The 19,974-nt window shown below is 44.5% G+C and carries 18 protein-coding genes and 1 pseudogene; 9 read left to right on the top strand and 10 right to left on the bottom strand.

All coding sequences use genetic code 11. The annotated features are described in order from the left end of the window. Window positions 1–72 precede the first annotated feature (72 nt). The 3 genes from F0228_RS21280 to F0228_RS21270 form a co-directional block, all read right to left on the bottom strand. The gene (locus tag F0228_RS21280; protein WP_171762729.1) at window positions 73–696 is read right to left on the bottom strand and encodes a 3'-5' exonuclease; all 624 of its coding nucleotides are present in this window, start codon (window positions 694–696) and stop codon (window positions 73–75) included. Between the two features lie 70 nt (window positions 697–766). Continuing rightward, window positions 767–1,171: a PPC domain-containing DNA-binding protein gene (locus F0228_RS21275; RefSeq protein WP_171762728.1), complete on the bottom strand. Its 405-nt coding sequence runs from the start codon at window positions 1,169–1,171 to the stop codon at window positions 767–769. A 108-nt stretch (window positions 1,172–1,279) separates the two neighbouring features. Next, the gene (locus F0228_RS21270; protein ID WP_008215597.1) at window positions 1,280–2,485 is read right to left on the bottom strand and encodes a DEAD/DEAH box helicase; all 1,206 of its coding nucleotides are present in this window, start codon (window positions 2,483–2,485) and stop codon (window positions 1,280–1,282) included. A 168-nt stretch (window positions 2,486–2,653) separates the two neighbouring features. Here F0228_RS21270 and bluB point away from each other — a divergent pair. Further along, window positions 2,654–3,321, top strand: a pseudogene (gene bluB, locus F0228_RS21265) (5,6-dimethylbenzimidazole synthase). An 88-nt stretch (window positions 3,322–3,409) separates the two neighbouring features. Here bluB and F0228_RS21260 read toward each other — a convergent pair. Then, window positions 3,410–5,041 carry an NAD(P)/FAD-dependent oxidoreductase gene (locus tag F0228_RS21260; RefSeq protein ID WP_171730555.1) on the bottom strand — a complete coding sequence of 544 codons (1,632 nt, stop codon included), beginning with the start codon at window positions 5,039–5,041 and terminating at the stop codon, window positions 3,410–3,412. 256 nt (window positions 5,042–5,297) lie between these two features. Here F0228_RS21260 and fdxA point away from each other — a divergent pair, with 256 nt between their 5' ends. Continuing rightward, window positions 5,298–5,621 carry a ferredoxin FdxA gene (gene fdxA / locus F0228_RS21255; RefSeq protein ID WP_004737806.1) on the top strand — a complete coding sequence of 108 codons (324 nt, stop codon included), beginning with the start codon at window positions 5,298–5,300 and terminating at the stop codon, window positions 5,619–5,621. A 94-nt stretch (window positions 5,622–5,715) separates the two neighbouring features. Here the strand turns inward: fdxA and F0228_RS21250 are convergent, their stop codons facing one another. The 3 genes from F0228_RS21250 to F0228_RS21240 form a co-directional block, all read right to left on the bottom strand. Continuing rightward, window positions 5,716–6,450: an RNA methyltransferase gene (locus F0228_RS21250; RefSeq protein ID WP_017631333.1), complete on the bottom strand. Its 735-nt coding sequence runs from the start codon at window positions 6,448–6,450 to the stop codon at window positions 5,716–5,718. Window positions 6,451–6,634: 184 nt separating this feature from the next. Further along, window positions 6,635–7,687 (bottom strand): aldo/keto reductase, encoded by a 1,053-nt coding sequence (locus F0228_RS21245; RefSeq protein WP_171730557.1) that lies wholly within the window; start codon window positions 7,685–7,687, stop codon window positions 6,635–6,637. Between the two features lie 343 nt (window positions 7,688–8,030). Further along, window positions 8,031–8,174, bottom strand: coding sequence for a hypothetical protein (locus F0228_RS21240; protein ID WP_162884312.1), 144 nt, complete (start codon window positions 8,172–8,174; stop codon window positions 8,031–8,033). Window positions 8,175–8,529: 355 nt separating this feature from the next. Here F0228_RS21240 and pepT point away from each other — a divergent pair, with 355 nt between their 5' ends. The 3 genes from pepT (at window position 8,530) to F0228_RS21225 (ending at window position 11,303) form a co-directional block, all read left to right on the top strand. After that, complete coding sequence (gene pepT / locus F0228_RS21235) at window positions 8,530–9,762, top strand: peptidase T (RefSeq protein WP_171730558.1); 1,233 nt, start codon at window positions 8,530–8,532, stop codon at window positions 9,760–9,762. 76 nt (window positions 9,763–9,838) lie between these two features. Beyond that, window positions 9,839–10,306 carry a DM13 domain-containing protein gene (locus F0228_RS21230; RefSeq protein ID WP_102529939.1) on the top strand — a complete coding sequence of 156 codons (468 nt, stop codon included), beginning with the start codon at window positions 9,839–9,841 and terminating at the stop codon, window positions 10,304–10,306. A gap of 154 nt (window positions 10,307–10,460) precedes the next feature. Continuing rightward, window positions 10,461–11,303, top strand: coding sequence for a mechanosensitive ion channel family protein (locus F0228_RS21225; protein ID WP_102425993.1), 843 nt, complete (start codon window positions 10,461–10,463; stop codon window positions 11,301–11,303). Between the two features lie 86 nt (window positions 11,304–11,389). On the opposite strand, the gene F0228_RS21220 is transcribed toward F0228_RS21225, so the two are convergent. Further along, entirely contained in the window at window positions 11,390–11,833 is a 444-nt protein-coding gene (locus F0228_RS21220; RefSeq protein ID WP_004737813.1) for a cytidine/deoxycytidylate deaminase family protein, read from the bottom strand. Between the two features lie 259 nt (window positions 11,834–12,092). Here F0228_RS21220 and F0228_RS21215 point away from each other — a divergent pair, with 259 nt between their 5' ends. From F0228_RS21215 to F0228_RS21205, 3 genes are all read left to right on the top strand, one after another. Continuing rightward, the gene (locus F0228_RS21215; RefSeq protein WP_061032256.1) at window positions 12,093–13,232 is read left to right on the top strand and encodes an efflux RND transporter periplasmic adaptor subunit; all 1,140 of its coding nucleotides are present in this window, start codon (window positions 12,093–12,095) and stop codon (window positions 13,230–13,232) included. Window positions 13,233–13,243: 11 nt separating this feature from the next. Beyond that, window positions 13,244–16,396, top strand: coding sequence for an efflux RND transporter permease subunit (locus F0228_RS21210; RefSeq protein ID WP_171730559.1), 3,153 nt, complete (start codon window positions 13,244–13,246; stop codon window positions 16,394–16,396). 319 nt (window positions 16,397–16,715) lie between these two features. Next, entirely contained in the window at window positions 16,716–17,393 is a 678-nt protein-coding gene (locus tag F0228_RS21205) for a MaoC family dehydratase (protein ID WP_105058379.1), read from the top strand. 92 nt (window positions 17,394–17,485) lie between these two features. On the opposite strand, the gene F0228_RS21200 is transcribed toward F0228_RS21205, so the two are convergent. Continuing rightward, window positions 17,486–18,301 carry a phosphate ABC transporter substrate-binding protein gene (locus F0228_RS21200; protein ID WP_116871339.1) on the bottom strand — a complete coding sequence of 272 codons (816 nt, stop codon included), beginning with the start codon at window positions 18,299–18,301 and terminating at the stop codon, window positions 17,486–17,488. Between the two features lie 270 nt (window positions 18,302–18,571). Here F0228_RS21200 and F0228_RS21195 point away from each other — a divergent pair, with 270 nt between their 5' ends. Further along, a complete protein-coding gene (locus tag F0228_RS21195; RefSeq protein WP_061032260.1) occupies window positions 18,572–18,934 on the top strand; it encodes a DUF3024 domain-containing protein in 363 nt (120 codons plus the stop codon). A 97-nt stretch (window positions 18,935–19,031) separates the two neighbouring features. On the opposite strand, the gene F0228_RS21190 is transcribed toward F0228_RS21195, so the two are convergent. Next, window positions 19,032–19,862, bottom strand: coding sequence for an AraC family transcriptional regulator (locus tag F0228_RS21190; protein WP_171730561.1), 831 nt, complete (start codon window positions 19,860–19,862; stop codon window positions 19,032–19,034). Window positions 19,863–19,974: the final 112 nt, after the last annotated feature.

Here is a 19,974-nt window from a genome sequence, read left to right as displayed (position 1 = left end):
TTGCCAATAAAAGAAAAGGCTACTCTAGAAATATAGAGCAGCCTTTACTTATTCTAATTATTGCGAATGCACTTAACCTCGGCTGCTCATCAAGAGCTTTGGAATTGCACCTTTGGCTGTCTTCGATATTTTCTGCATCAACTGGAAGCTAGGTTGATGTATACCGTGGTCACTCTGCAGCTCATCAATCATTAATAACCATAGTCTTGCTGTCATCTCTGAATCGGCTAACGCTCTGTGGAAAGTACCATCGTTGTCGCTATTCTTGAAACGCACAAGGTCACCTAACTTATGAGTCGGTGCGTCTTGGATAAGACGACGAGCGATCAGCATTGAGCATGCAAATTGTCCATTGTAATCACGACCAATATTTTCTAACTCTGCATCAAGAAAGCGCTTATCAAATGAGGCATTATGAGCGACTAATTGGCTGTCTTGAATGAAGTCTGCAAATTCATCCATCACTTCTCCACAGCTTGCAGCAGTGCTTAACATACGATTAGTGATTCCGGTATAGCCCTCAATGAACCCACTCACGCGAAATCCCGGGTTCATCAGTTGTTGAAAGGTGTCGACCACTTCGCCGTTAACAAGTTTTACGGCACCAATTTCTATCGCTCGATCGCCCATACTCGGGGACAAGCCAGTGGTTTCGAAATCGAGAACGATAACGGAGTCTGCTGAGTGTGGAGCCATGGTGTTTCCTAATAACTGTTTATCTGTATCGCTTTATATAAGCGTTGGTATTGCCTTCGGTGTAGCCAGCTTATTGTGGGTTATCACTGATACTGAGCTCAGTGTAACCTGTCGAATCATCATACTCTCTGCTGAAGGTCAAGGTATCGTAGCGATGAAGAATCAATTCAGCGGTGGTTGCGATGATGGTTCCTTCAAGTAAATGGCCACCAATCACATCGCCATTCTCATCAGCTACCGAAATGTGAACGTGCTGGTGGTTCGGCGTTAGCGTTGCCATGACAGACACAATTTCGAACGGTGCTTGAATTAACTTTGTATGGTTTGCGTTTGCTAAGCGAATATTGAGTTGGGAAACACAGCCCACACAAGATGCAATAGATCCCGCTGCGACGTTATGTTTGGTCACTAGCTTTTGTAGCTCAAGCTTTAAGTCTTGGCCTCGGGTTAATCGTGTTGCAATTGGGGTGATCATTGGCTTCCCTCTAACTCTCTCTGGTCTAAAGAACAAAACGAAGCCTTAGTTGGCTTCGTTTTGTCATAATTTGGCAATACGCTGTGGCTTTAAATCAAGCTAGGCTAATTACTTGCCTTCTTTTTCTTGCTGTTCTCTTTTCTTCTTAGGAACAAAGTTCAGCACCGAAATAGGCACTTCTTTACGTGGTTCGAAACCTTCAACCACGCGGCGTTCAATCAAGTGACCAAGGCGCTTTTCAATAATGCATAGGTTCTTGAAGTTGTCTTTTGATAAGAAAGAGATCGCTTCACCTGTTGCATCAGCACGGCCTGTACGACCAATACGGTGAACGTAGTCGTCTGCTGGGAAAGGCATATCGTAGTTAACAACACGTGGTAGGTTATCGATATCAATACCACGTGCAGCAACGCCCGTTGCCACTAGGAACTTAAGGTGACCTTTCTTAAAGTCCGCTAAGATCTTTTCACGAATCGCTTGGCTACGTCCACTGTGGAACGCCTCAGCTTGAATGCCACGTTTCTCAAGTTGAGCAACCAATTTTGCAGCACCATGCTTGGTTTCGATGAAGATAAGCGCTTGATCCCAGTTACCTTCAGTAATCATGTGGCTCAGTAGTGCCGATTTACGGTCTTTATCTACTGTTACTAGCCATTGCTCAATGTTCGCTTTCGAAGCATCTGTCTTGGCAATTGAAATCTCTTCAGCGTCACTGATTGCACTTTTCGCTAGTGCACGTACTGGTGTCGAAAGGGTTGCTGAGAACAGCAGGTTCTGCACATCTTGCGGTAAGCGAGCGATGATCTTGTTGATGTCTTCGATGAAGCCCATGTCTAGCATACGGTCTGCTTCATCCAGTACTAACACTTCAACTTCATCAAAGTGCACCGCGCGCTGTCCGTACATGTCGATCAAACGTCCTGGTGTTGCCACTAGAATATCAACACCTTCAATCAGACGATCTTTTTGATGTTGGTAGGAGACACCACCGTACATTGCTAAAGACGTTAGGTTTAGAAACTTCGCGTACTTCTTGATGTTTTGCTCAACCTGAACCGCCAACTCACGCGTTGGTGTAAGGATCACCGCACGGATGCGTTTCTTACGTTGCGTTTCACCTTTACTTAGCATTTCTAAGATAGGGAGAACAAAGCTCGCAGTTTTACCTGTACCTGTTTGTGCTGCCGCAATAAGGTTCTTACCAGAAAGTACAATCGGAATTGCTTTTTCTTGAATAGAGGTTGGCTTCTCGTAGCCTTGTTTTGCAACGGCTTTAACAATAGGTGAGCTTAATCCAAGCTTGGAAAATGGCATAAGTTTCTCGGTATGGTTTGGCTAAATAGCGATGGAAAGGTTCAACAATCTTATACAAGGATAAGATTAATGGCGGCATTCTACCATGTTGCTTGTGTACTACTAGCAACATAGACACTTTAGTTGGATAATACTGGCTCAATTAAGACGACGATAAGACAGGGAAGTATGGAAATTACACCAGATGAACGCGAAGCCGTATATAAAACGATTTTTTCTCGCCGAGATGTTCGTGGTCAGTTTCTTCCTGATGAGATCCCTGAAGACGTATTGATACGTGTGTTAACTGCGGCGCACCATGCGCCTAGCGTTGGCTTTATGCAACCTTGGGACTTTGTCGTTGTTCGTGATATCGAAACCAAGCAGCAGATCAAAGCGGGCTTCAATCAAGCGCATGCAGAATCCGCTGAAATGTTCACCGATGAAAAGCAGGCGATGTATAAGCGCTTAAAGTTGGAAGGTATTGTTGAATCACCTATCGGCATCTGCGTGACATGCGATCGCAATCGAACTGGAAAGGTTGTGCTCGGCAGAACCATTAAACAAGAGATGGATTTGTACAGCACAGTCTGTGCAGTTCAAAACTTATGGCTTGCGGCAAGGGCAGAAAACCTAGGGTTAGGGTGGTAAGTATCCTTCACGACTCAACACTACGTGATGCTCTAGATATCCCAGAGAACATCGATATCGTTGCGTATTTGTGTATCGGCTACGTTGATCACTTCAAAGATAAACCAGAACTTGAAACCATGGGTTGGCTACCAAGAAGAGATGTCAACTCGGCGATTCATGAAGGGAAGTGGAACCCTAAGCAGTTAGAGGCAGATGAAAAGTAACGGCTGCGCTAGGATAGCTAATATTAAGATCTAAAAAAGGGCTCATTGAGCCCTTTTTGATATTTGTTTTAGACCGTTAACTGAGCTCTTAAGCGATTTCGATCTTCTCAGCTTGGTTCTGTTCTGCCATAGACAGTGCAAGTGCTTCTGCAACCTTAATACCGTCGATACCAGCAGACAGGATACCACCTGCGTAACCTGCGCCTTCACCTGCAGGGAAGAAGCCCTTTAGGTTGATGCTTTGGAAGTCTTTGCCACGCTTGATACATACCGGAGAAGACGTACGAGTCTCAACACCCGTTAGTAGGCCGTCTGGCGTAGAGAAACCTTTGATCTTCTTCTCGAACGCTGGGATTGCTTCACGAATCGCTTCGATTGCAAAGTCAGGCAGCGCTTTTGAAATGTCCGTTAGGTGGATACCCGGTGTGAATGATGGTTGTACATCACCCAGAGCACTTGGATCGCGACCTTTCAGGAAGTCGCCAATTTTCTGTGCTGGAGCATCGTAGTTCTCGCCACCTAGTACAAACGCGCCGCTTTCTAGTTCACGTTGTAAACGGATACCCGCTAGAGCGTCACCTGGGTAATCGCGTTCTGGATCGATACCAACAACGATTGCGCTGTTTGCGTTACGTTCCGCACGAGAGTATTGGCTCATACCGTTAGTTACAACGCGACCTTCTTCAGAGGTTGCTGCAACCACAGTACCACCTGGGCACATACAGAAGCTGTATACAGTGCGGCCATTCTTGCAGTGGTGAACCAGTTTGTAGTCCGCAGCACCTAGAATTGGGTTGCCTGCGTTCTTACCAAAACGAGCTTCATCAATCATTGACTGTTTGTGTTCGATACGGAAACCAACAGAGAAAGGCTTCGCTTCCATGTAAACGCCACGGTCGTGTAGCATTTCGAACGTGTCACGAGCACTGTGGCCAACAGCTAGTACAACGTGGCGAGACTTAATCTCTTCACCGTTAGAAAGCGTTAAGCCTGTGATTTGACCGTCTTCCATGTGAACGTCGTCTACGCGAGTACTGAAGCGAATTTCACCACCTAGCTCAATGATAGAAGCGCGCATTTTCTCGATCATGGTAACCAGCTTGAAGGTACCGATGTGCGGCTTACTTACGTATAGAATTTCTTCTGGTGCGCCAGCTGCAACGAACTCTTCGATTACTTTACGGCCGTAGTGTTTTGGATCTTTTACTTGGCTGTATAGCTTACCGTCAGAGAATGTACCAGCGCCACCTTCACCAAACTGTACGTTTGATTCCGTGTTCAAAGTGCGCTTACGCCAGAAACCAAAAGTATCTTTAGTACGTTCACGAACTTCTTTACCACGCTCAACGATGATTGGGTTGAAACCCATTTGAGCAAGCACTAGACCAGCGAATAGACCACAAGGGCCAAAGCCGATAACAACAGGGCGCTCAGTTTGATTCTCAACAGCTTTAGCGACAAACTTGTACTCCATGTCAGGAGTCACTTTTACGTGTGGGTCGCTGATAAAGGCTTCTAGTAGCTCAGCTTCGTTTTCAACGAGAACGTCCAGCGTGTAGATAAGCAGGATCTTTGATTTCTTACGAGCATCGTAGCCACGTTTAAAGATATTAAAAGAGATAACCTGATCTGAGTTGATGCCAAGCTTCGCTTCAATCGCTTCTTGAATGGCAGACTCTTCGTGGTCTAGTGGAAGTTTAATTTCGGTTAAACGTATCATTTCGATGTCTCGTTCTTATAGGTGTCTTAGCTAGACCGCTTCTAGTGAATGCAGAGTTTGGTGTAACACTGATGTTGGGAAGAAGCGATAAGCTCACAATGGCGCGCATTTTACGAGAATTTGATTTATCTGTCATACTAATTTGGAAACATGAAGCAAATAGACATGATATTAGAGCCGTATGATGTTGAATTTTGCTTTGGGATGAGTATTATCCCCATTCTTCAATTTTGACTAACTTATAGAGCAGAGCATCATGGCATTTGTCGTAGGCGATAATTGTATTCAATGTAAATACACAGACTGTGTGGCAGTGTGTCCCGCAGATGCGTTCCATGAAGGCCCAAATTTCATGGTAATTAACCCAATCGAATGTATTGATTGTGGCTTGTGTGTACCTGAATGTGATGCTCAAGCGATCTTCCAAGAAGATGAGTTGCCAGAAGATCAAAAGATCTTTATCGAAGTGAACGCAGAACTTGCTGAGATTTGGCCTGTGCAAACAGAAGTAAAACCAGCGATGGATGATGCGGAAAAGTGGAATGGTGTGCCTGATAAGTTGGCAATGCTAGAGAAATAATCCTTAAAAGCTCAAATAAAAAGGCGTACTGATTTAATCAATACGCCTTTTTTAATATCTGCACACTGCTTGTTAGTCAGTGAGTGAATGAGCTCTAACTATGTTGACGACGCATATTGTCAAGAATGATACCTGTCGCCATTGCTACGTTTAGAGATTCAGCGCCACCGAATGCTGGAATGGTGATTTTGTCCGTCACGAACTTAGCCGCATGTTCACGGATACCGTGAGACTCGCTGCCCATCAGCAAAATGCCATTTGCAGTGAAGTCAGTCTTATGAACACTTTCACCTTCTAAAAACGCGCCGTAAACTGGCAGGTTAGCTTGCTCTAAGTAAGCCGGTAAGTCTGTTTGGCTTACGTGTACTCGGCCAAAGCTACCCATGGTCGCACTGATCGTTTTAGGATTGTATGGGTCAGCGCAATCGCTGCTCGCAACGATATGCTTAATGCCATACCAGTCTGCTACGCGAATGATCGTACCTAGGTTGCCCGGGTCAGATACACCATCAAGCGCGATCATCAAACCTGTCGCTTCCGGTAATTCAACCTTTGGAATCTCAACCACGGCAATTGCCGCATTGTTACTGACCAAAGTACTCGCTTTGGTTAGATCGTCTAGCGAGGCTTCAACACAATCAAACTCAATCAGTGATGCGTGATTTTCAGATAAGAAATCAGCAGTAGCAAAGACGTTCTTCACGACTAAGTCACTATTGAATAGCTCAAGAACGTTCTTTTCACCTTGAACTAGAAACAGGCCGTGGGCTTTACGTTGTTTCTTTTGGCCCAAAGCACGAAGGAGTTTTAATTGGTTTTTTGAAATCATGTTTTTATCCTAGATATAAGCCCGCGCATTATAGAGCAAAGGTTAGATAACCAAAAGTGCGATAAGCTAATGCGATCCATATAAAAGCAAAAGCGACCCACTGAAAAAACAAAAGCGCACTAAATAGTGCGCTCTTATAGGGTCAACTTAAGCTCAACAGAACCTGATAAGCTTAGCCTACTGCTTAATACGGTACAGGATAGCGCTTAAAGACGGTGTTGATATCAGTCAGAATCTCTTCAGAAAGCGGCTTGCTGAACGCTGCTATGTTCTCTTTGAGCTGTTCCATGGTGGTTGCACCAATAATGGTTGAGGTAACGCCATCCACTTGGTTACACCATGCTAAGGCGAGCTGACTCGGCGTGAATCCATGAGCGTTTGCCACTTCTACGTAGCCTTTAACTGCTTCATTAGCCAATTCAGTATCACGGAAAATGCCTTTGCGCTGCATGCAAGTCCAACGGCTGCCTTCCGGCCTTGCGCCATCAATGTATTTGCCACTAAGCATACCGGCCGCCAAAGGTGACCACGGTAAGTAAGCGACGTCTTCATGCACGCAGTTTTCAATCAAATATGGCCAGTCTTTCGTGTGTAGCAGGCTGAATTCATTTTGGATAGAGACCATACGCGGCAAGTCATGCTTCTCGGCTAACTTTAGGTAAGTGTTAATGCCCCAAGTGCTGTCATCGGATAGACCAACGTGGCGGATTTTGCCGGCTTTAATACAGCTTGCCAGAGCTTGTAAGATCTCCAACATTTCAGCTTCATGCTGTTGTCGGTCGATGTCGCTAAAACGAATCTGATTCGGGAAATGTTTACCGAAGTGAGGTGTTGTGCGATTTGGCCAGTGAAGTTGGTACAGATCGATGTAGTCTGTTTGCAAACGCTTTAGTGATGCATCAACTGCGGCGATCACCGCTTCACCTGTGATAGGGCCACCGTTACGGACCCAAGGTAAGCCAGGGCCGGCAATCTTACTGGCAATGATCAACTCTTGGCGACGCTTTGGATTGCGTGATAACCAGTCACCGATAATCGTTTCGGTTTTGCCATAGGTGTCAGGAGAAGGCGGCACTGCGTACATTTCTGCAGTATCAATAAAGTTAATACCTTGGCTTAATGCGTATTCGATTTGTTGGTCAGCTTGTTGCTGAGTATTTTGCAGCCCCCAAGTCATGCTACCAAGACAGATTCGGGAAACGGGAATTTGACTACTTCCTAACTTTGAATATTCCATTGAATTCAGGATTCCTGTTGTTGGGTTCTCTGGTACTCGCATTATAGTTTTGAAAAGAGGGCGAGTGAGGAATGAAAACGAATATGAATTATTAGCACAAAATGGTAAGACAAGGTATGGCTTGAGGTACTTTAATGAGTCATTTCTCAGCGCTGTGAGCAGCAAGCATTAGTTGTGAAAATGGTATGCAAGAAGGGATTAGTGGAAAAGGTAATGTAACGACAGTTTTAGCGCATTCGAACGCCGAGTAATGAGTACTGCATTAGAAATAAAAAAGCTCTACCGGATAGTGAGTAGAGCGTTTTTATAGGGGTCTTAATGGTACTAGAGATCCATTCAGTTACTAGGCTGCGTTTGTATCGAACCCACCTTGGGTCTGCGCCTGCTTTAGAGCTTCCTGCCTTTGAACTTCTTTCTCAGTTAATACTGGCTGAAGTGTTTCCTCAGAGGCTTGAGGATAGAAAATGAAATATTTATTAATCGTCATAACTATATCTCCGTGTAACGTATGACAGATTCTGCATCAAGGATAAACTGTGATCATCATCCACTTTGTACTTTTTTTAGGCTGAGAGCGAAGGGCGTAGAATGCGTACAAAGCGACCGCTTATCATCCGTATGCAATATTGGAACTGACGAAACCCTCTGTTTTCAAGTATAGGAAGCCTCTCTAATTTCACACAATAATGATTTAGAGCAAATACATAGATGGTCAGGGGCGTAAGATGAAAAACCTCGCTACTGACTCTGCGTACGTATTATTTCTAATAACAAATTACTTATCAATGCGCCCTAACTATTAAGTCAGTAAATCAATTACTTAATCCATGGTGAGATGAATTATGGAAAAGCTTGTAGAACGTTTTCTGAATTACGTTACTTTCGATACGAAATCCGACCCTTCTAACCCACAGTGCCCAAGTTCAGCGGGTCAAATCACCTTTGCAGAAGTCTTAAAATCAGAATTGATCGCATTAGAGTTAGTTGATGTCTCTTTAGATCAAAATGGCTATTTGATGGCGAAACTGCCGTCGAACGTCGATTATCCAGTACCTGCGATTGGGTTTGTCGCGCACATGGATACCGCTCCTGACGCATCAGGTGCGAACGTGAAACCACAGATGATTAGAGATTACCAAGGCGGAACGATAGAATTAGGCACAAGTGGTGAGAGCTTAAACCCAAGCCAATACCCAGATCTTGATGCTCTTCATGGTCATGACCTTATTACAACCGATGGTACTACTCTGCTTGGTGCCGACAACAAAGCGGGTATCGCTGAAATCATCAGTGCTATCGCTTACCTCAAAGCAAATCCTGAAATTAAACACGGTGATATTTGCATTGGTTTCACGCCAGACGAAGAGATTGGCCGTGGTGCGGATTTATTTAATGTAGAAAAGTTTGGCGCCGAATGGGCGTACACTATTGATGGTGGACCTGTTGGTGAGCTGGAGTTTGAGAACTTCAATGCCACGAGTGCTGATGTTATCTGTCACGGTGTGAACGTTCACCCTGGTACTGCGAAAGGTAAAATGGTGAACTCGATGAACATCGCTGCGCAGTTCCAATTGATGATGCCATCACAAGAAACGCCAGAATGCACTGAAGGCTATGAAGGTTTCTACCACTTGAAGTCAGCGGTAATGGGTGTCGCTCGCTCTGAGCTTGGCTACATCATTCGCGACTTTGAGCGCGAAGGCGTAGAAGCGCGTAAGGCATTCATGCAACAAAAAGTGGATGAGCTAAATGAGCGTCTTGAGAAAGGCCGTGTTGAACTGGTTCTTACCGATAGCTATTTCAACATGAAAGAGATGGTTGAACCTCATCAGCACATTATTGAGTTGGCTAAGCAAGCGATGATCGAGTGCGATGTGGAGCCGATGATCAAACCGATCCGAGGTGGTACAGATGGTGCTCGCTTGTCATTCATGGGCTTACCATGCCCGAATATTTTTACTGGCGGTTACAACTTCCACGGTATTCACGAGTTCATTACCATTCAAGGCATGGAACAAGCGGTGAAAGTGATTGTTGAACTGTCACAACGCACAGCCGTTCACTACCAAAAATAGCGGCCTTTAGCGCGATATCTCTTTGTATTTTTGAGAGTATTCAATAATACTCTCTTTAAGCATAAGGGAGTACGCGATGAAAAAGTTAGTTTTACTTTGCACCCACTTAGCCGTGGGTGCTGTTGGTTTTGGGCTTGGTGTTTACGCATTACCCATCTTAATTGAGCCTGATTCTCCATCTTCGAGCTCAGTGCAAGCGATCAGCCAGCAGGCGATTTATACTGGTGAGTTCACTAAAGACCGCCAAGATAGCGATTTCTTGCACTGGGGCGAGGGGGTCGTGTCGGTCTCAGAAAGCGCGATTGCGTTTGAAGGCGAACTTGCTCCTGGACCGGACTACAAGGTCTATCTATCTCCTAAGTTCATTGAAACCGAGCAAGCCTTTAATGACAGTAAGAGCGAGTTACTCAGAGTCGGAGATGTCAAAACATTTGACCGGTTTATGGTTGAACTACCGGAAGGTACTGATCTTAATCGATTTAATACCGTTGTGATTTGGTGTGAAACTTTTGGCCAATTTATTACTTCTGCCAAGATAAAATGATAGCCTTACCTTAGCTGAAATATGTATGAAATTGAGCCCTCTAGAATTGAGCGCTTTTTCATAGCGCAGTTGCAGGCTGCTTTGTTGTTAAAGCTGCTAGTTGTTGTATCGCTAGCCATCGTAAGCTAAATGTTGTAATGCTAAGGATTAAGTAATGGAAAAAGTGTGGCAAGTAATAGATTTCCTACTCGCTCATAAGTTTATTTTTAGTGCGCTGATTATCAGTCTTATTTTAATCATCCGCCGAATCACCTTATCTCAAATTAGGGGTGACGTTGCTTTCCTTAGCGAAGACCAACGTAATTGGATGTCCCGTACTAAAAACGGCACCTTTGCGATTATTGTTATAACGCTTTTTCTTCTCTGGAAATCTGAAATCAGTGAGTTTGCTCTCTCAGTAACAGCAATTGCCGTTGCGATAGTGGTGGCGTCAAAAGAGATCATCTTGTGTTTCACCGGCTCTATTCAACGTGCTAGCTCACGCTCATTTAGAATTGGTGATTGGATTGAAGTGGGTAAAATCAGTGGTGAGGTGATTGAACACAACTTGATGGCGACTGTGATTCAAGAAATCGACTTGTATCATGGGCAATACCACTTCACTGGCAAGACCGCTACGCTGCCTAACAGCATGTTCTTTACTTATCCTGTAAAGAACCTCAACTTCATGAAGCGTTACGTTTACCATAGCTTTACGGTGACGGTGAAAGACTTCGTGAACCTGTACCCAATGGTGCCGGGTCTTATTGTCAAAATTGAAGAGCATTGTGAAGAGTTTATCGATGTTGCTCGTCGTTATAACGGCGTTATCGAAAAACACGCTGGTGTCGACCTTCCTGGCTCTGAGCCGCATATCCACATCACAAGCAGTTCAACCGGTGAGCAAGAAGTCCATTTTATGATTTTCTGTCCAACCGAGAAGGCGGTTCATCTAGAGCAAGAGATTCGTAAAGATTTCATGGAAGCATACGCTGAAGCATTTCCTGTCAGTGCTTAATCCTGCAGTCCGCTGAGCCCCAAACAAAAGAAAGCCGAGAGCGATAATATCGACTCTCGGCTTTTTTGTTCTAACTATCTGTTCGCTTAATCTAGGTCTGCCAGTGGCAACCAATCGACTTGCACGCCTGCTTGTTCAAACATATCTTGGCTCACTTTGATCTTGTCTCCCCAGCGAGAAAGAAAGTCTTCACTTTGCTCTGGGCAGTGAACCGCAGAAATACCGGTTTGGATGATTTTCGCTGCGCAGTTTGGGCAAGGGAAGTGAGTCACCCAGATTTCACAGCTGTCTAAATCACGCTTAGCAAACAAGATTGCGTTCTCTTCTGCGTGAAGCGTTTTTAGGTATTTCATCTCACGATCATCAGTGTCAGCACTATCCGATACGCCATGAGGGTAGCCATTAAAGCCAACTGAAACAATACGGTTGTGTTTGGTGATAACTGCACCAACTTGAGTGGACGGATCTTTACTCCAGGAACCGACTAATTCCGCCATTTGATAGAAACGTTTTGCCCATTTTGAAATCATTCGAATTACCTTAACAAGGAAGTATGAGTTTTTATTATTGAAACCATATTATGTTAGACAATATATACAGAGAGGGGAAGTAACAAACGTATATTTGATCATGAATTGTTGATGGTTTGTAAAGGGTTGATATATATCCAATTTCAATTTACAAGTTGAAACACTTTTGCGAGTTATAATTGATATTCCTCGGACATTTGAAGCAATTGTGTTACGTAACTTTTATGCTGTTCAATTTCTCATAAGTGACGGTATAACCATGCGTAAAAAGTTAATCCTTACGGCTCTTGCAAGCTCTCTTATTCTTGCTGGATGTGGGCAAGATGCCCAGAATGCCAAGCAAGCGCCATTACCTCTCGTAGCTGTACAGGATGTTAGCGTTATTTCTCATCAGCAAAGTAAGTCGTACATCGGCCGTATTGAAGCGGTTGAAGATACGGCAATTACTGCGCAGGTTTCTGGCTATCTTCAAAGCCGTCATTTCAATGAAGGGCAAATGGTCGAAAAAGGGCAGCTGCTTTATTCGATTGAGCCTTCATCATTTGAAGCTGAAGTCGCAAGTGCTAAAGCGGCCGTTGCTCAAGCTAACGCCAATCTTAAAAAGGCTGAACTAGATTTCAACCGTGGTAAGAACCTACTTCCTAAAGGCAGTATTTCTCAATCGGAATTCGATGCATTGACGGCAAACCTATTAGGTTCTCAAGCACAGCTTGAAGCTGGTCAAGCTCAGCTAAATGCCGCTAACGTTCAGCTTTCTCATACTAAGATTGTTGCGCCTTTCTCTGGACGTATTAGCGATACCAAAGTGAGCACGGGTGATCTGGTTTCTCCATCTTCTGGCGTATTAACGACTTTAGTTAGCTTAGACCCAATCCATGCATCGTTCAGTATCAGTGAGCGTGAGCGTATTGAGTTAGGTATGGACCGTATTGAAGGTGACGGCAGCAGCGATTCTGATCGTGTTGAGGTGCAAATCATGCTTGAAAATGGCGAAGCATTCGAACACCTAGGTCAGCTCGATTTCTTGGGCAACCGTATCAATCTAAACACTGGTACGATCGCGATGCGCGCGATTGCCGATAACCCAGACCAGCAACTTCTTCCTGGTCAGCACGTTCGTGTTGAGCTGCGTGAGAAGCAATCTATTGATGTTGTAACCATTCCTCGCCGCGCGGTTCAAACCGACCTTGAAGGCGACTTTGTTATGGTGCTAGTTGAAGGTGAAGCAGCTCCTGTCGCTGAGCGTAGAAACATTGAGATGGGTCGACAGGTTGAAGGGGGTGTGATTGTCCACTCTGGTCTAGAGAAAGACGATGCCGTTATTACTCAAGGCCTTCAGCGTGTTCGTAACGGTATGTCTGTTCGCATTCAACCTTCTGCGACTGAGCAAGCAGAGTAAGGGGCGGAGATATGTTAAGTCGTTTCTTTATTCAAAGGCCTAAGTTTGCCCTTGTTATATCCATAATATTGACGCTGGCAGGTGCGATCTCTCTCGCTATCTTGCCTGTGGCGGAATACCCAAAAATTAGCCCACCTTCGGTAAGTGTGTCTGCTTTTTACACAGGTGCAAGTGCAGAAGTAGTGGAACAGGCGATAGCCGACCCCATAGAAACGTCGGTGAACGGTGTTGAAGATATGATCTACATGTCTTCAAAGAGTGCTAACGATGGTTCATACAACCTTAACGTGACTTTTGATGTTGGTACTGACCCAGATATGGCTCAGGTCAACGTTCAGAACCGAGTTGCTCAAATCGAATCGAAGCTTCCACAAGAAGTTCGAATGGTGGGTGTCACTGTTAAAAAGCGTTCGCCAGACCTTTTGATGGTATTGAACTTCTATTCTCCAAATGGTGAGTACGACGATCAATTCCTGATCAACTACGTTAACCTAAACATTAAAGACCAACTGGCTCGTGTGAAGGGCATCAGTGAAGTTAACGTGCTAGGTGGTGGTGAATACGCGATGCGTGTCTGGTTAGATCCTGAGAAAATGGCTAACCTCAATATCACCACTTCTGACGTGAACCGTGCTTTGGCGGAACAGAACGTTCAAGTTGCTGCTGGTCGTATTGGTGCTGCACCTTATAACAACGCACAAGAAGTACAATTCAACTTGGTAACAAAAGGCCGACTGGAAACGGCGGATGAGTTTGAGAACGTTGTACTTCGTGCCACTCAAGATGGTTCAACGGTTTACTTAAAAGACATTGCACGTGTTGAGCTTGGTAAAAAGTTCTACGACGGTAATGGTAAATACCGTGGTCAAGATGCGTCGATCGTAACGCTGTCACTTCAGTCAGACGCTAACGCGTTGGAAAGTGGTAAAGCCGTAATGGCGATGCTCGACAACCTAAGCAAAAACTTTCCTGAAGGTGTTGCTTATGAAGCGAGTTACGACACGACAGTCTTCGTTGCTGAGTCGATCAAAGGGGTAGTAAAAACGCTGATCGAAGCTATTTTGCTTGTTATCGCAGTTACTTACCTGTTCTTGGGTAGTGCTCGTGCAACCTTGATTCCTGTTGTTGCGATTCCTGTATCTTTGATTGGTACATTTGCCATCATGCAGATGACGGGCTTTACCATCAACACGGTAACTCTGTTTGGTTTGATCTTGGCAATTGGTATCGTAGTAGATGATGCGATATTGGTTATCGAAAACGTCGACACCACCATGGCTAAAGACCCAACGATTTCACCGCGTAAAGCTACGCTGATCGCGATGAAAGAAGTGACGGGCCCAATTATTACTTCAACCTTGGTGCTACTCGCGGTATTCATTCCAGTTGCAATGCTTCCGGGTATTACTGGCATCATGTACCGTCAGTTCGCGCTGACTATCTGTATCGCGGTTGTTATCTCTTCGATCAACGCATTAACGCTGTCACCAGCACTGTGTTCATTGGTTCTTAAACAAGGTGGTGGTAACACTGCTCGTTGGTACCAAGCCTTTAACCGTGGCCTAGAATCCGTTACCAACAAATACGGTCAAGTGGCAGGTTTCTTAGTTAAGAAAGGCGTGCTGCTATTCACTTTCTTCATCGTGGCTTTGGCGGCTGTGACTTACTTTGCGAAGACAACGTCTACGGCGTTCGTACCTCAAGAAGATAAAGGTATTCTGCTGGTTAACGTTCAGCTTCCAGATGCGGCATCCTTGTCTCGTACTGAAGATGTAACCAAGCAATTACTAGAGATGGTTGAGCAAGAACCGGGTGTTGATGGTGTGACACTGGTTAACGGCTACGCATTCATGACGGGCGCTTCTGCGTCGAATGGTGCGTCGATGTTCATCAAGCTTCACGATTGGGACATGCGTAACGCACTGGATGGTCAACATTCAGCACAGGCTATCTCACAGCGTATTAATGGACGCGCTGCGACTGAACTGCCTCAGGCGATTGTATTTGCAATGGGACCGCCAGCGGTACCAGGTATGGGTGCAGCGTCTGGTTTTGAATTTGTCCTTGAAGACACTTTAGGCCGTAGCCGAACTGACCTAGCGATGGTGATGAATGACGTGATTACTGAGGCGACCAAGCAGCCTGAGATTTCACATACATTCAGTACTTTCCGCGCCAACGTACCTCACTACTATGTTGATATTGACCGTGAGAAAGCGCAGCAGCTAGGTATTCCGTTGTCGGAAATCTTCCAAACGCTACAAGGTAACCTTGGCTCGTTGTACGTGAACGACTTCACCATGTTTGGTAAGAACTTCCGTGTAACCATGCAAGCAGACAGTGACCACCGTAGCAGCATGGATGACCTACAACGATTCCACGTACGCTCTTCTGCTGGTGAGATGATCCCGCTAAGTACGCTTGTGACTTACGATCAGATCTTTGAACCCGATGTAGCATGGCGTTACAACATGTACCGCAGTGCAGTAATCCAAGGCCAGCCAGCACCGGGTTACTCAAGTGGTGATGCGATCGCGGCGATGGAACGTGTAGCGGCAGAAGTTCTGCCACAAGGTTACCAGTACGAATGGACTGGTATGGCTTACCAAGAAGTACTAGCAGGCAACCAAGCGATCTTCGCGTTCGCATTGGCACTGATCTTCATCTACTTGTTTATGGTGGCTCAATACGAGAGCTGGACAATACCTATTGCGATTATCTTAGTTGTACCCGTGGCAACCTTAGGTTCTTTCTTGGCATTGAACCTAACAGGCACACCGTTGAACCTTTACGCGCAGATTGGTTTGGTTCTCTTGATAGCCTTGGCCGCGAAGAACGCAATTTTGATTGTGGAATTCGCGAAAGTTGAGCGTGAAGAGAAAGATGTACCAATTGAAGATGCAGCCGTGAAGGGCGGTACATTGCGTTTCCGTGCTGTAAACATGACGTCTTGGTCGTTCATTTTAGGGATCTTCCCGCTTATCTTTGCGGCGGGTGCTGGTCACGTGAGCCAGAACTCTCTTGGTATTTCACTGATTGGTGGTCTGTTATGTGTATTACTAGCAGGTACGTTCCTAATCCCAGGCTTCTATGCATTTGTGCAGCGTAAACGTGAAAAAGCACACGGCGGTAATACTAAATTAGTGCCACTTGATGATGAGTAGAAGAGGTCACTCTTCATAAAGCGGATTCTTTGTAAAAACTTAATCCTTGTAAAAACTGAGGCTTAGCAGTGTGCTAAGCCTTTTTTATGCGTCAGAGTAATAAAAATGCTTTTTATATAATCAAATCTTTATTATGTGATAGAGCTAACACTCTATTTTGTGTTTTCTAATAAAATGATGTTTTATTGGTAAGCTGCTGTTTAATAATGAAATACAGGTGTTCAGCTAACGCTTGTATGCTCGAAACTATTTGCACAATAGTGTGAACTGTTTCAAAATTACGAAGTTATATTGAAATTTTTTGTGCATTGAGGTTCTTATGAAGGTCATTGATTTATTTAAACACCGAGGCGACAGCTTGTCATCGCAACACTCAGAGTTTATGCAATGGATGTCTCCAGCTCTTAGAGAGTACTGGGGCGACTTTCTGAACCGTACACAAAATAGTCACTTCTTTGCATGGGTTCGTGATCACCACAAACCTGCGGTAAACGAAGATGTGCCAGTAGAGCAACCAATCGTACTAAAGCCAGAAGCACAACTTGTGTTTGATGAGCTAAACGAGAAGATTGGTGAAGTTATTCATACTGGCGATTGGATCAATGTAAGCCAAGATCGCATCAACCAATTTGGTCTTGTGACTGAAGATATGCAGTGGATCCATACTGAGCCAGAGAAAGCAGAAACTGATTCTCCGTTCAAAACGACCATCGCACACGGTTTCTTAACTTTGTCTTTGCTTCCGCGTCTAACCGATAGCGTTGATCCTGACAAATCTCAATTCCCAACAGCGAAGATGGTTGTGAACATTGGCCTTAACCAGGTTCGTTTTCCATACCCTGTTAAATCGGGCAGCAACGTTCGTGCAAAAAGTACGTTAACTAAAGTAACGCCTATTAAGAAAGGCCTAGAGATTGAGCGCGAGATTCGTGTAGAAATCGAAGGTGTTCGTCGTCCTGGCGCTGTTATCGTTTCAGTGATTCAACTTCACTTCTAAGTGGTTTGAAAGTAAGCGATTTATAAAGATTCAAAAAAAAGAGAGAGCGTGATGCTCTCTCTTTTTGTTTTCATAAGATAAAACTTACTCACTTATTTGATGCGAGTGTAGCCGTATTCTTCAATCAGGTCTTGGCCTTGTTTGGATTTCACGAACTTGATGAAGTCTTTGCTCTCTTCAGAAACTGAATCCGTCTTGTGCAGCAACAAGAATGGGCGAGCCAGTTCATAGCTGTGGTTTGCGATGTTTTTAGATGTCGGCTCTACGCCTTCAAAAGTGATGGCCTTGATAGAGCGGTCGATTGAACCAACAGAGATAAAGCCGATAGCGTGTGGGTTGTGATTTACGATCGTTTTCACCATGCTGTTGCTGTTAACAACTAAGTTATTTGGGTTGATGTCAGACACTAAACGGTCGTTAATGATCTTTGTTAAACCAAGTAAGCTTTCGAAGCTGTAGCGTGAACCTGAAGACGCTTCACGTGTCACAACCGCGATAGGTTGATCGGCACCACCTACTTCTTTCCAATTGGTGATTTTACCTTTGTAGATATCAAACAGTTGCTCGCGAGAAACGTTACTCACGCTGTTTGAGCGGTTAGTTACAACAGCTAGACCATCAAAGGCAATAGGGAATACCTTGAGTTTGTCACTCTGTTCTTGGTCAGTTAAGTAGCGTGAGCTCATGCCGATATCAGCCACACCTTTATTAACCATGGTAATACCCGCTGTCGAGCCGATGCCCTGAACGGCAATGTAGTTATCAGGGTGAGTCTTGTTGTACTCCTCAGCTAATACGTCCATCACTCGAGAAACAGAAGTGGAGCCCGAAATATTGGTTTCTTGTGCAAAAGCAGCTTGAGAAGACAGGGCTAAGGATAAAAGAGAGGCAAGCGCGACTCGTAACATAAACAACTCCTAGTTAATAACATTTGTCGCATATGATAGGTCGGTTATATGACACTTTTGTGAAATTCCATACGCTCTTTGTATGGTGATTGAATGAGTCAATGAACGCGTAATTCAGCAATAACAGTGGTAAGTTTATTTACACAAAATCCGTTAATGGGAGCGTGATTGTGATTTTGTATGAGGACGTTCGCTAAAATGTTGGTTGAGTCCTAAGCTAATTAAAGGGATTCCTACTTAGAGAATGCCTATGAAGTTACAAGGAGTGTTATGTCCGTCATTCATATCGAACTTAATCGCCTTCTCGTTGGGGCTGAAAAGCTCTGTACTTCCCGTAATAGCAGTTTACCTGTCGAACTCGGTAAATCGTTATATGAAGAGTGTAAGGGCGGCGTGATGTTCTCACAGGCTCATTATCTGCTCGACTCATCTCATAGTGATTACACAAACGACATTGCCTGCGTGACGTTTGATGAGCATTCTGCTTGCTGGTTGGTTACTGTGCCATTAGAGAGTGATGAAACAACCGATATCATCGCTTGGGGGCCTTATCCGTACCTTCCTCAATCCAAAGACCTTGATGCTGTGTTGTCTGAAATAGAAAAAGACCCTAAATCGTATTTTTGGTCATAAAGGTCTGTTTTAATTCGCTGGTGGCGTGGCACTAGAGCTACGCCTTCTGTTCATTCTCAATCAAGCAAATAGTTTGCTCTAGGTGTCAGGTCGCGTCTTACACTTGTGGTTTCATGCTTTGTAATTGAGATTGTGCGATGAGAGAACGGAAATCTTTCGGTGTCTTCCCATGATACGTTTTAAAGGCTGTGCTGAAGTGCGCAGCGCTCTTAAAGCCAGACTCGTACGCGATTTGAGTAATGGATTTAGTCGACGTTCTAAGTTGCGTTGCGGCATGGGCAATACGTTTAATCTTTAATAAGTTTGAAAATGAAAGATCTTCAGCCGATAAACGGCGTTTCAGTGTGGCTGGCGACATTCCCATGTAGCTGGCTAGTGTGTCTAAAGAGATATTATTTTCAATATTCTGTTCAATGTAGTGAATGACTTTTTGCGTCACCGTTAACCTTGAAGCTCGTGCGATGATAACCAGCAGAGCAGGGTATTGTTCGACCATCAGTGAAAGTAAACCTAACCCTAATTGAGTGAGTGCGTAGTCATTTTTAGCTGAAGAATGAGCTAAAGACATGATGAGATCTTTCAGCTCGCAGATCTCAGTATCGGTTTGGTTGAATTTGATGTACAGGTTGGGGACTCGAGTGGATTCTAGGTCGCTGAATTGGTTGATGAACTTCTGGAAAATATCTAAATCAAAATCTAAGCAGGTTGCGCTGAATTCGCCGTTTTCTGTATCTACTGTGATGTCTTTGATTTGGCCTGAGTTATAAAGTGTGAAATCGCCTGCCTGCAATGAGGCTTCGGTGCCATCGGGGAGCACGAAAGAGATACTGCCTTTTGAAACGATGAAAATACCATTTTTAGAGGCGGGGTACCGTTCTCGTTTCCTGGGGATGAAGTTTCTGAATTGAGTAACTGTTATTGATGACATAATGTGCTTCTTTGACGTTGTAAACGAGTTGCTTATTAATTTTAGTATTGTTTAAGCATGAGACATTTACAAAAAAGGCGCTAATAATTAGCGCCTTTAGAAGTGAACCTTT

This window comes from Vibrio sp. 99K-1 (assembly GCF_013114585.1).
In the GTDB taxonomy this organism is placed as follows: Bacteria; Pseudomonadota; Gammaproteobacteria; order Enterobacterales; family Vibrionaceae; genus Vibrio; species Vibrio chagasii_B.
This window is presented reverse-complemented; position numbering and strand designations above follow the sequence as displayed.

Bases quoted from the DNA above. Each gene is read 5' to 3' on its own strand.
- F0228_RS21280 (WP_171762729.1), bottom strand. From the start codon at position 696: ATGGCTCCACACTCAGCAGACTCCGTTATCGTTCTCGATTTCGAAACC.
- F0228_RS21195 (WP_061032260.1), top strand. From the start codon at position 18,572: ATGTCCGTCATTCATATCGAACTTAATCGCCTTCTCGTTGGGGCTGAA.
- F0228_RS21245 (WP_171730557.1), bottom strand. From the start codon at position 7,687: ATGGAATATTCAAAGTTAGGAAGTAGTCAAATTCCCGTTTCCCGAATC.
- F0228_RS21260 (WP_171730555.1), bottom strand. From the start codon at position 5,041: ATGATACGTTTAACCGAAATTAAACTTCCACTAGACCACGAAGAGTCT.
- F0228_RS21200 (WP_116871339.1), bottom strand. From the start codon at position 18,301: ATGTTACGAGTCGCGCTTGCCTCTCTTTTATCCTTAGCCCTGTCTTCT.
- F0228_RS21205 (WP_105058379.1), top strand. From the start codon at position 16,716: ATGAAGGTCATTGATTTATTTAAACACCGAGGCGACAGCTTGTCATCG.
- F0228_RS21225 (WP_102425993.1), top strand. From the start codon at position 10,461: ATGGAAAAAGTGTGGCAAGTAATAGATTTCCTACTCGCTCATAAGTTT.
- pepT (WP_171730558.1), top strand. From the start codon at position 8,530: ATGGAAAAGCTTGTAGAACGTTTTCTGAATTACGTTACTTTCGATACG.
- F0228_RS21240 (WP_162884312.1), bottom strand. From the start codon at position 8,174: ATGACGATTAATAAATATTTCATTTTCTATCCTCAAGCCTCTGAGGAA.
- F0228_RS21210 (WP_171730559.1), top strand. From the start codon at position 13,244: ATGTTAAGTCGTTTCTTTATTCAAAGGCCTAAGTTTGCCCTTGTTATA.
- fdxA (WP_004737806.1), top strand. From the start codon at position 5,298: ATGGCATTTGTCGTAGGCGATAATTGTATTCAATGTAAATACACAGAC.
- F0228_RS21230 (WP_102529939.1), top strand. From the start codon at position 9,839: ATGAAAAAGTTAGTTTTACTTTGCACCCACTTAGCCGTGGGTGCTGTT.
- F0228_RS21250 (WP_017631333.1), bottom strand. From the start codon at position 6,450: ATGATTTCAAAAAACCAATTAAAACTCCTTCGTGCTTTGGGCCAAAAG.
- F0228_RS21190 (WP_171730561.1), bottom strand. From the start codon at position 19,862: ATGTCATCAATAACAGTTACTCAATTCAGAAACTTCATCCCCAGGAAA.
- F0228_RS21220 (WP_004737813.1), bottom strand. From the start codon at position 11,833: ATGATTTCAAAATGGGCAAAACGTTTCTATCAAATGGCGGAATTAGTC.
- F0228_RS21275 (WP_171762728.1), bottom strand. From the start codon at position 1,171: ATGATCACCCCAATTGCAACACGATTAACCCGAGGCCAAGACTTAAAG.
- F0228_RS21215 (WP_061032256.1), top strand. From the start codon at position 12,093: ATGCGTAAAAAGTTAATCCTTACGGCTCTTGCAAGCTCTCTTATTCTT.
- F0228_RS21270 (WP_008215597.1), bottom strand. From the start codon at position 2,485: ATGCCATTTTCCAAGCTTGGATTAAGCTCACCTATTGTTAAAGCCGTT.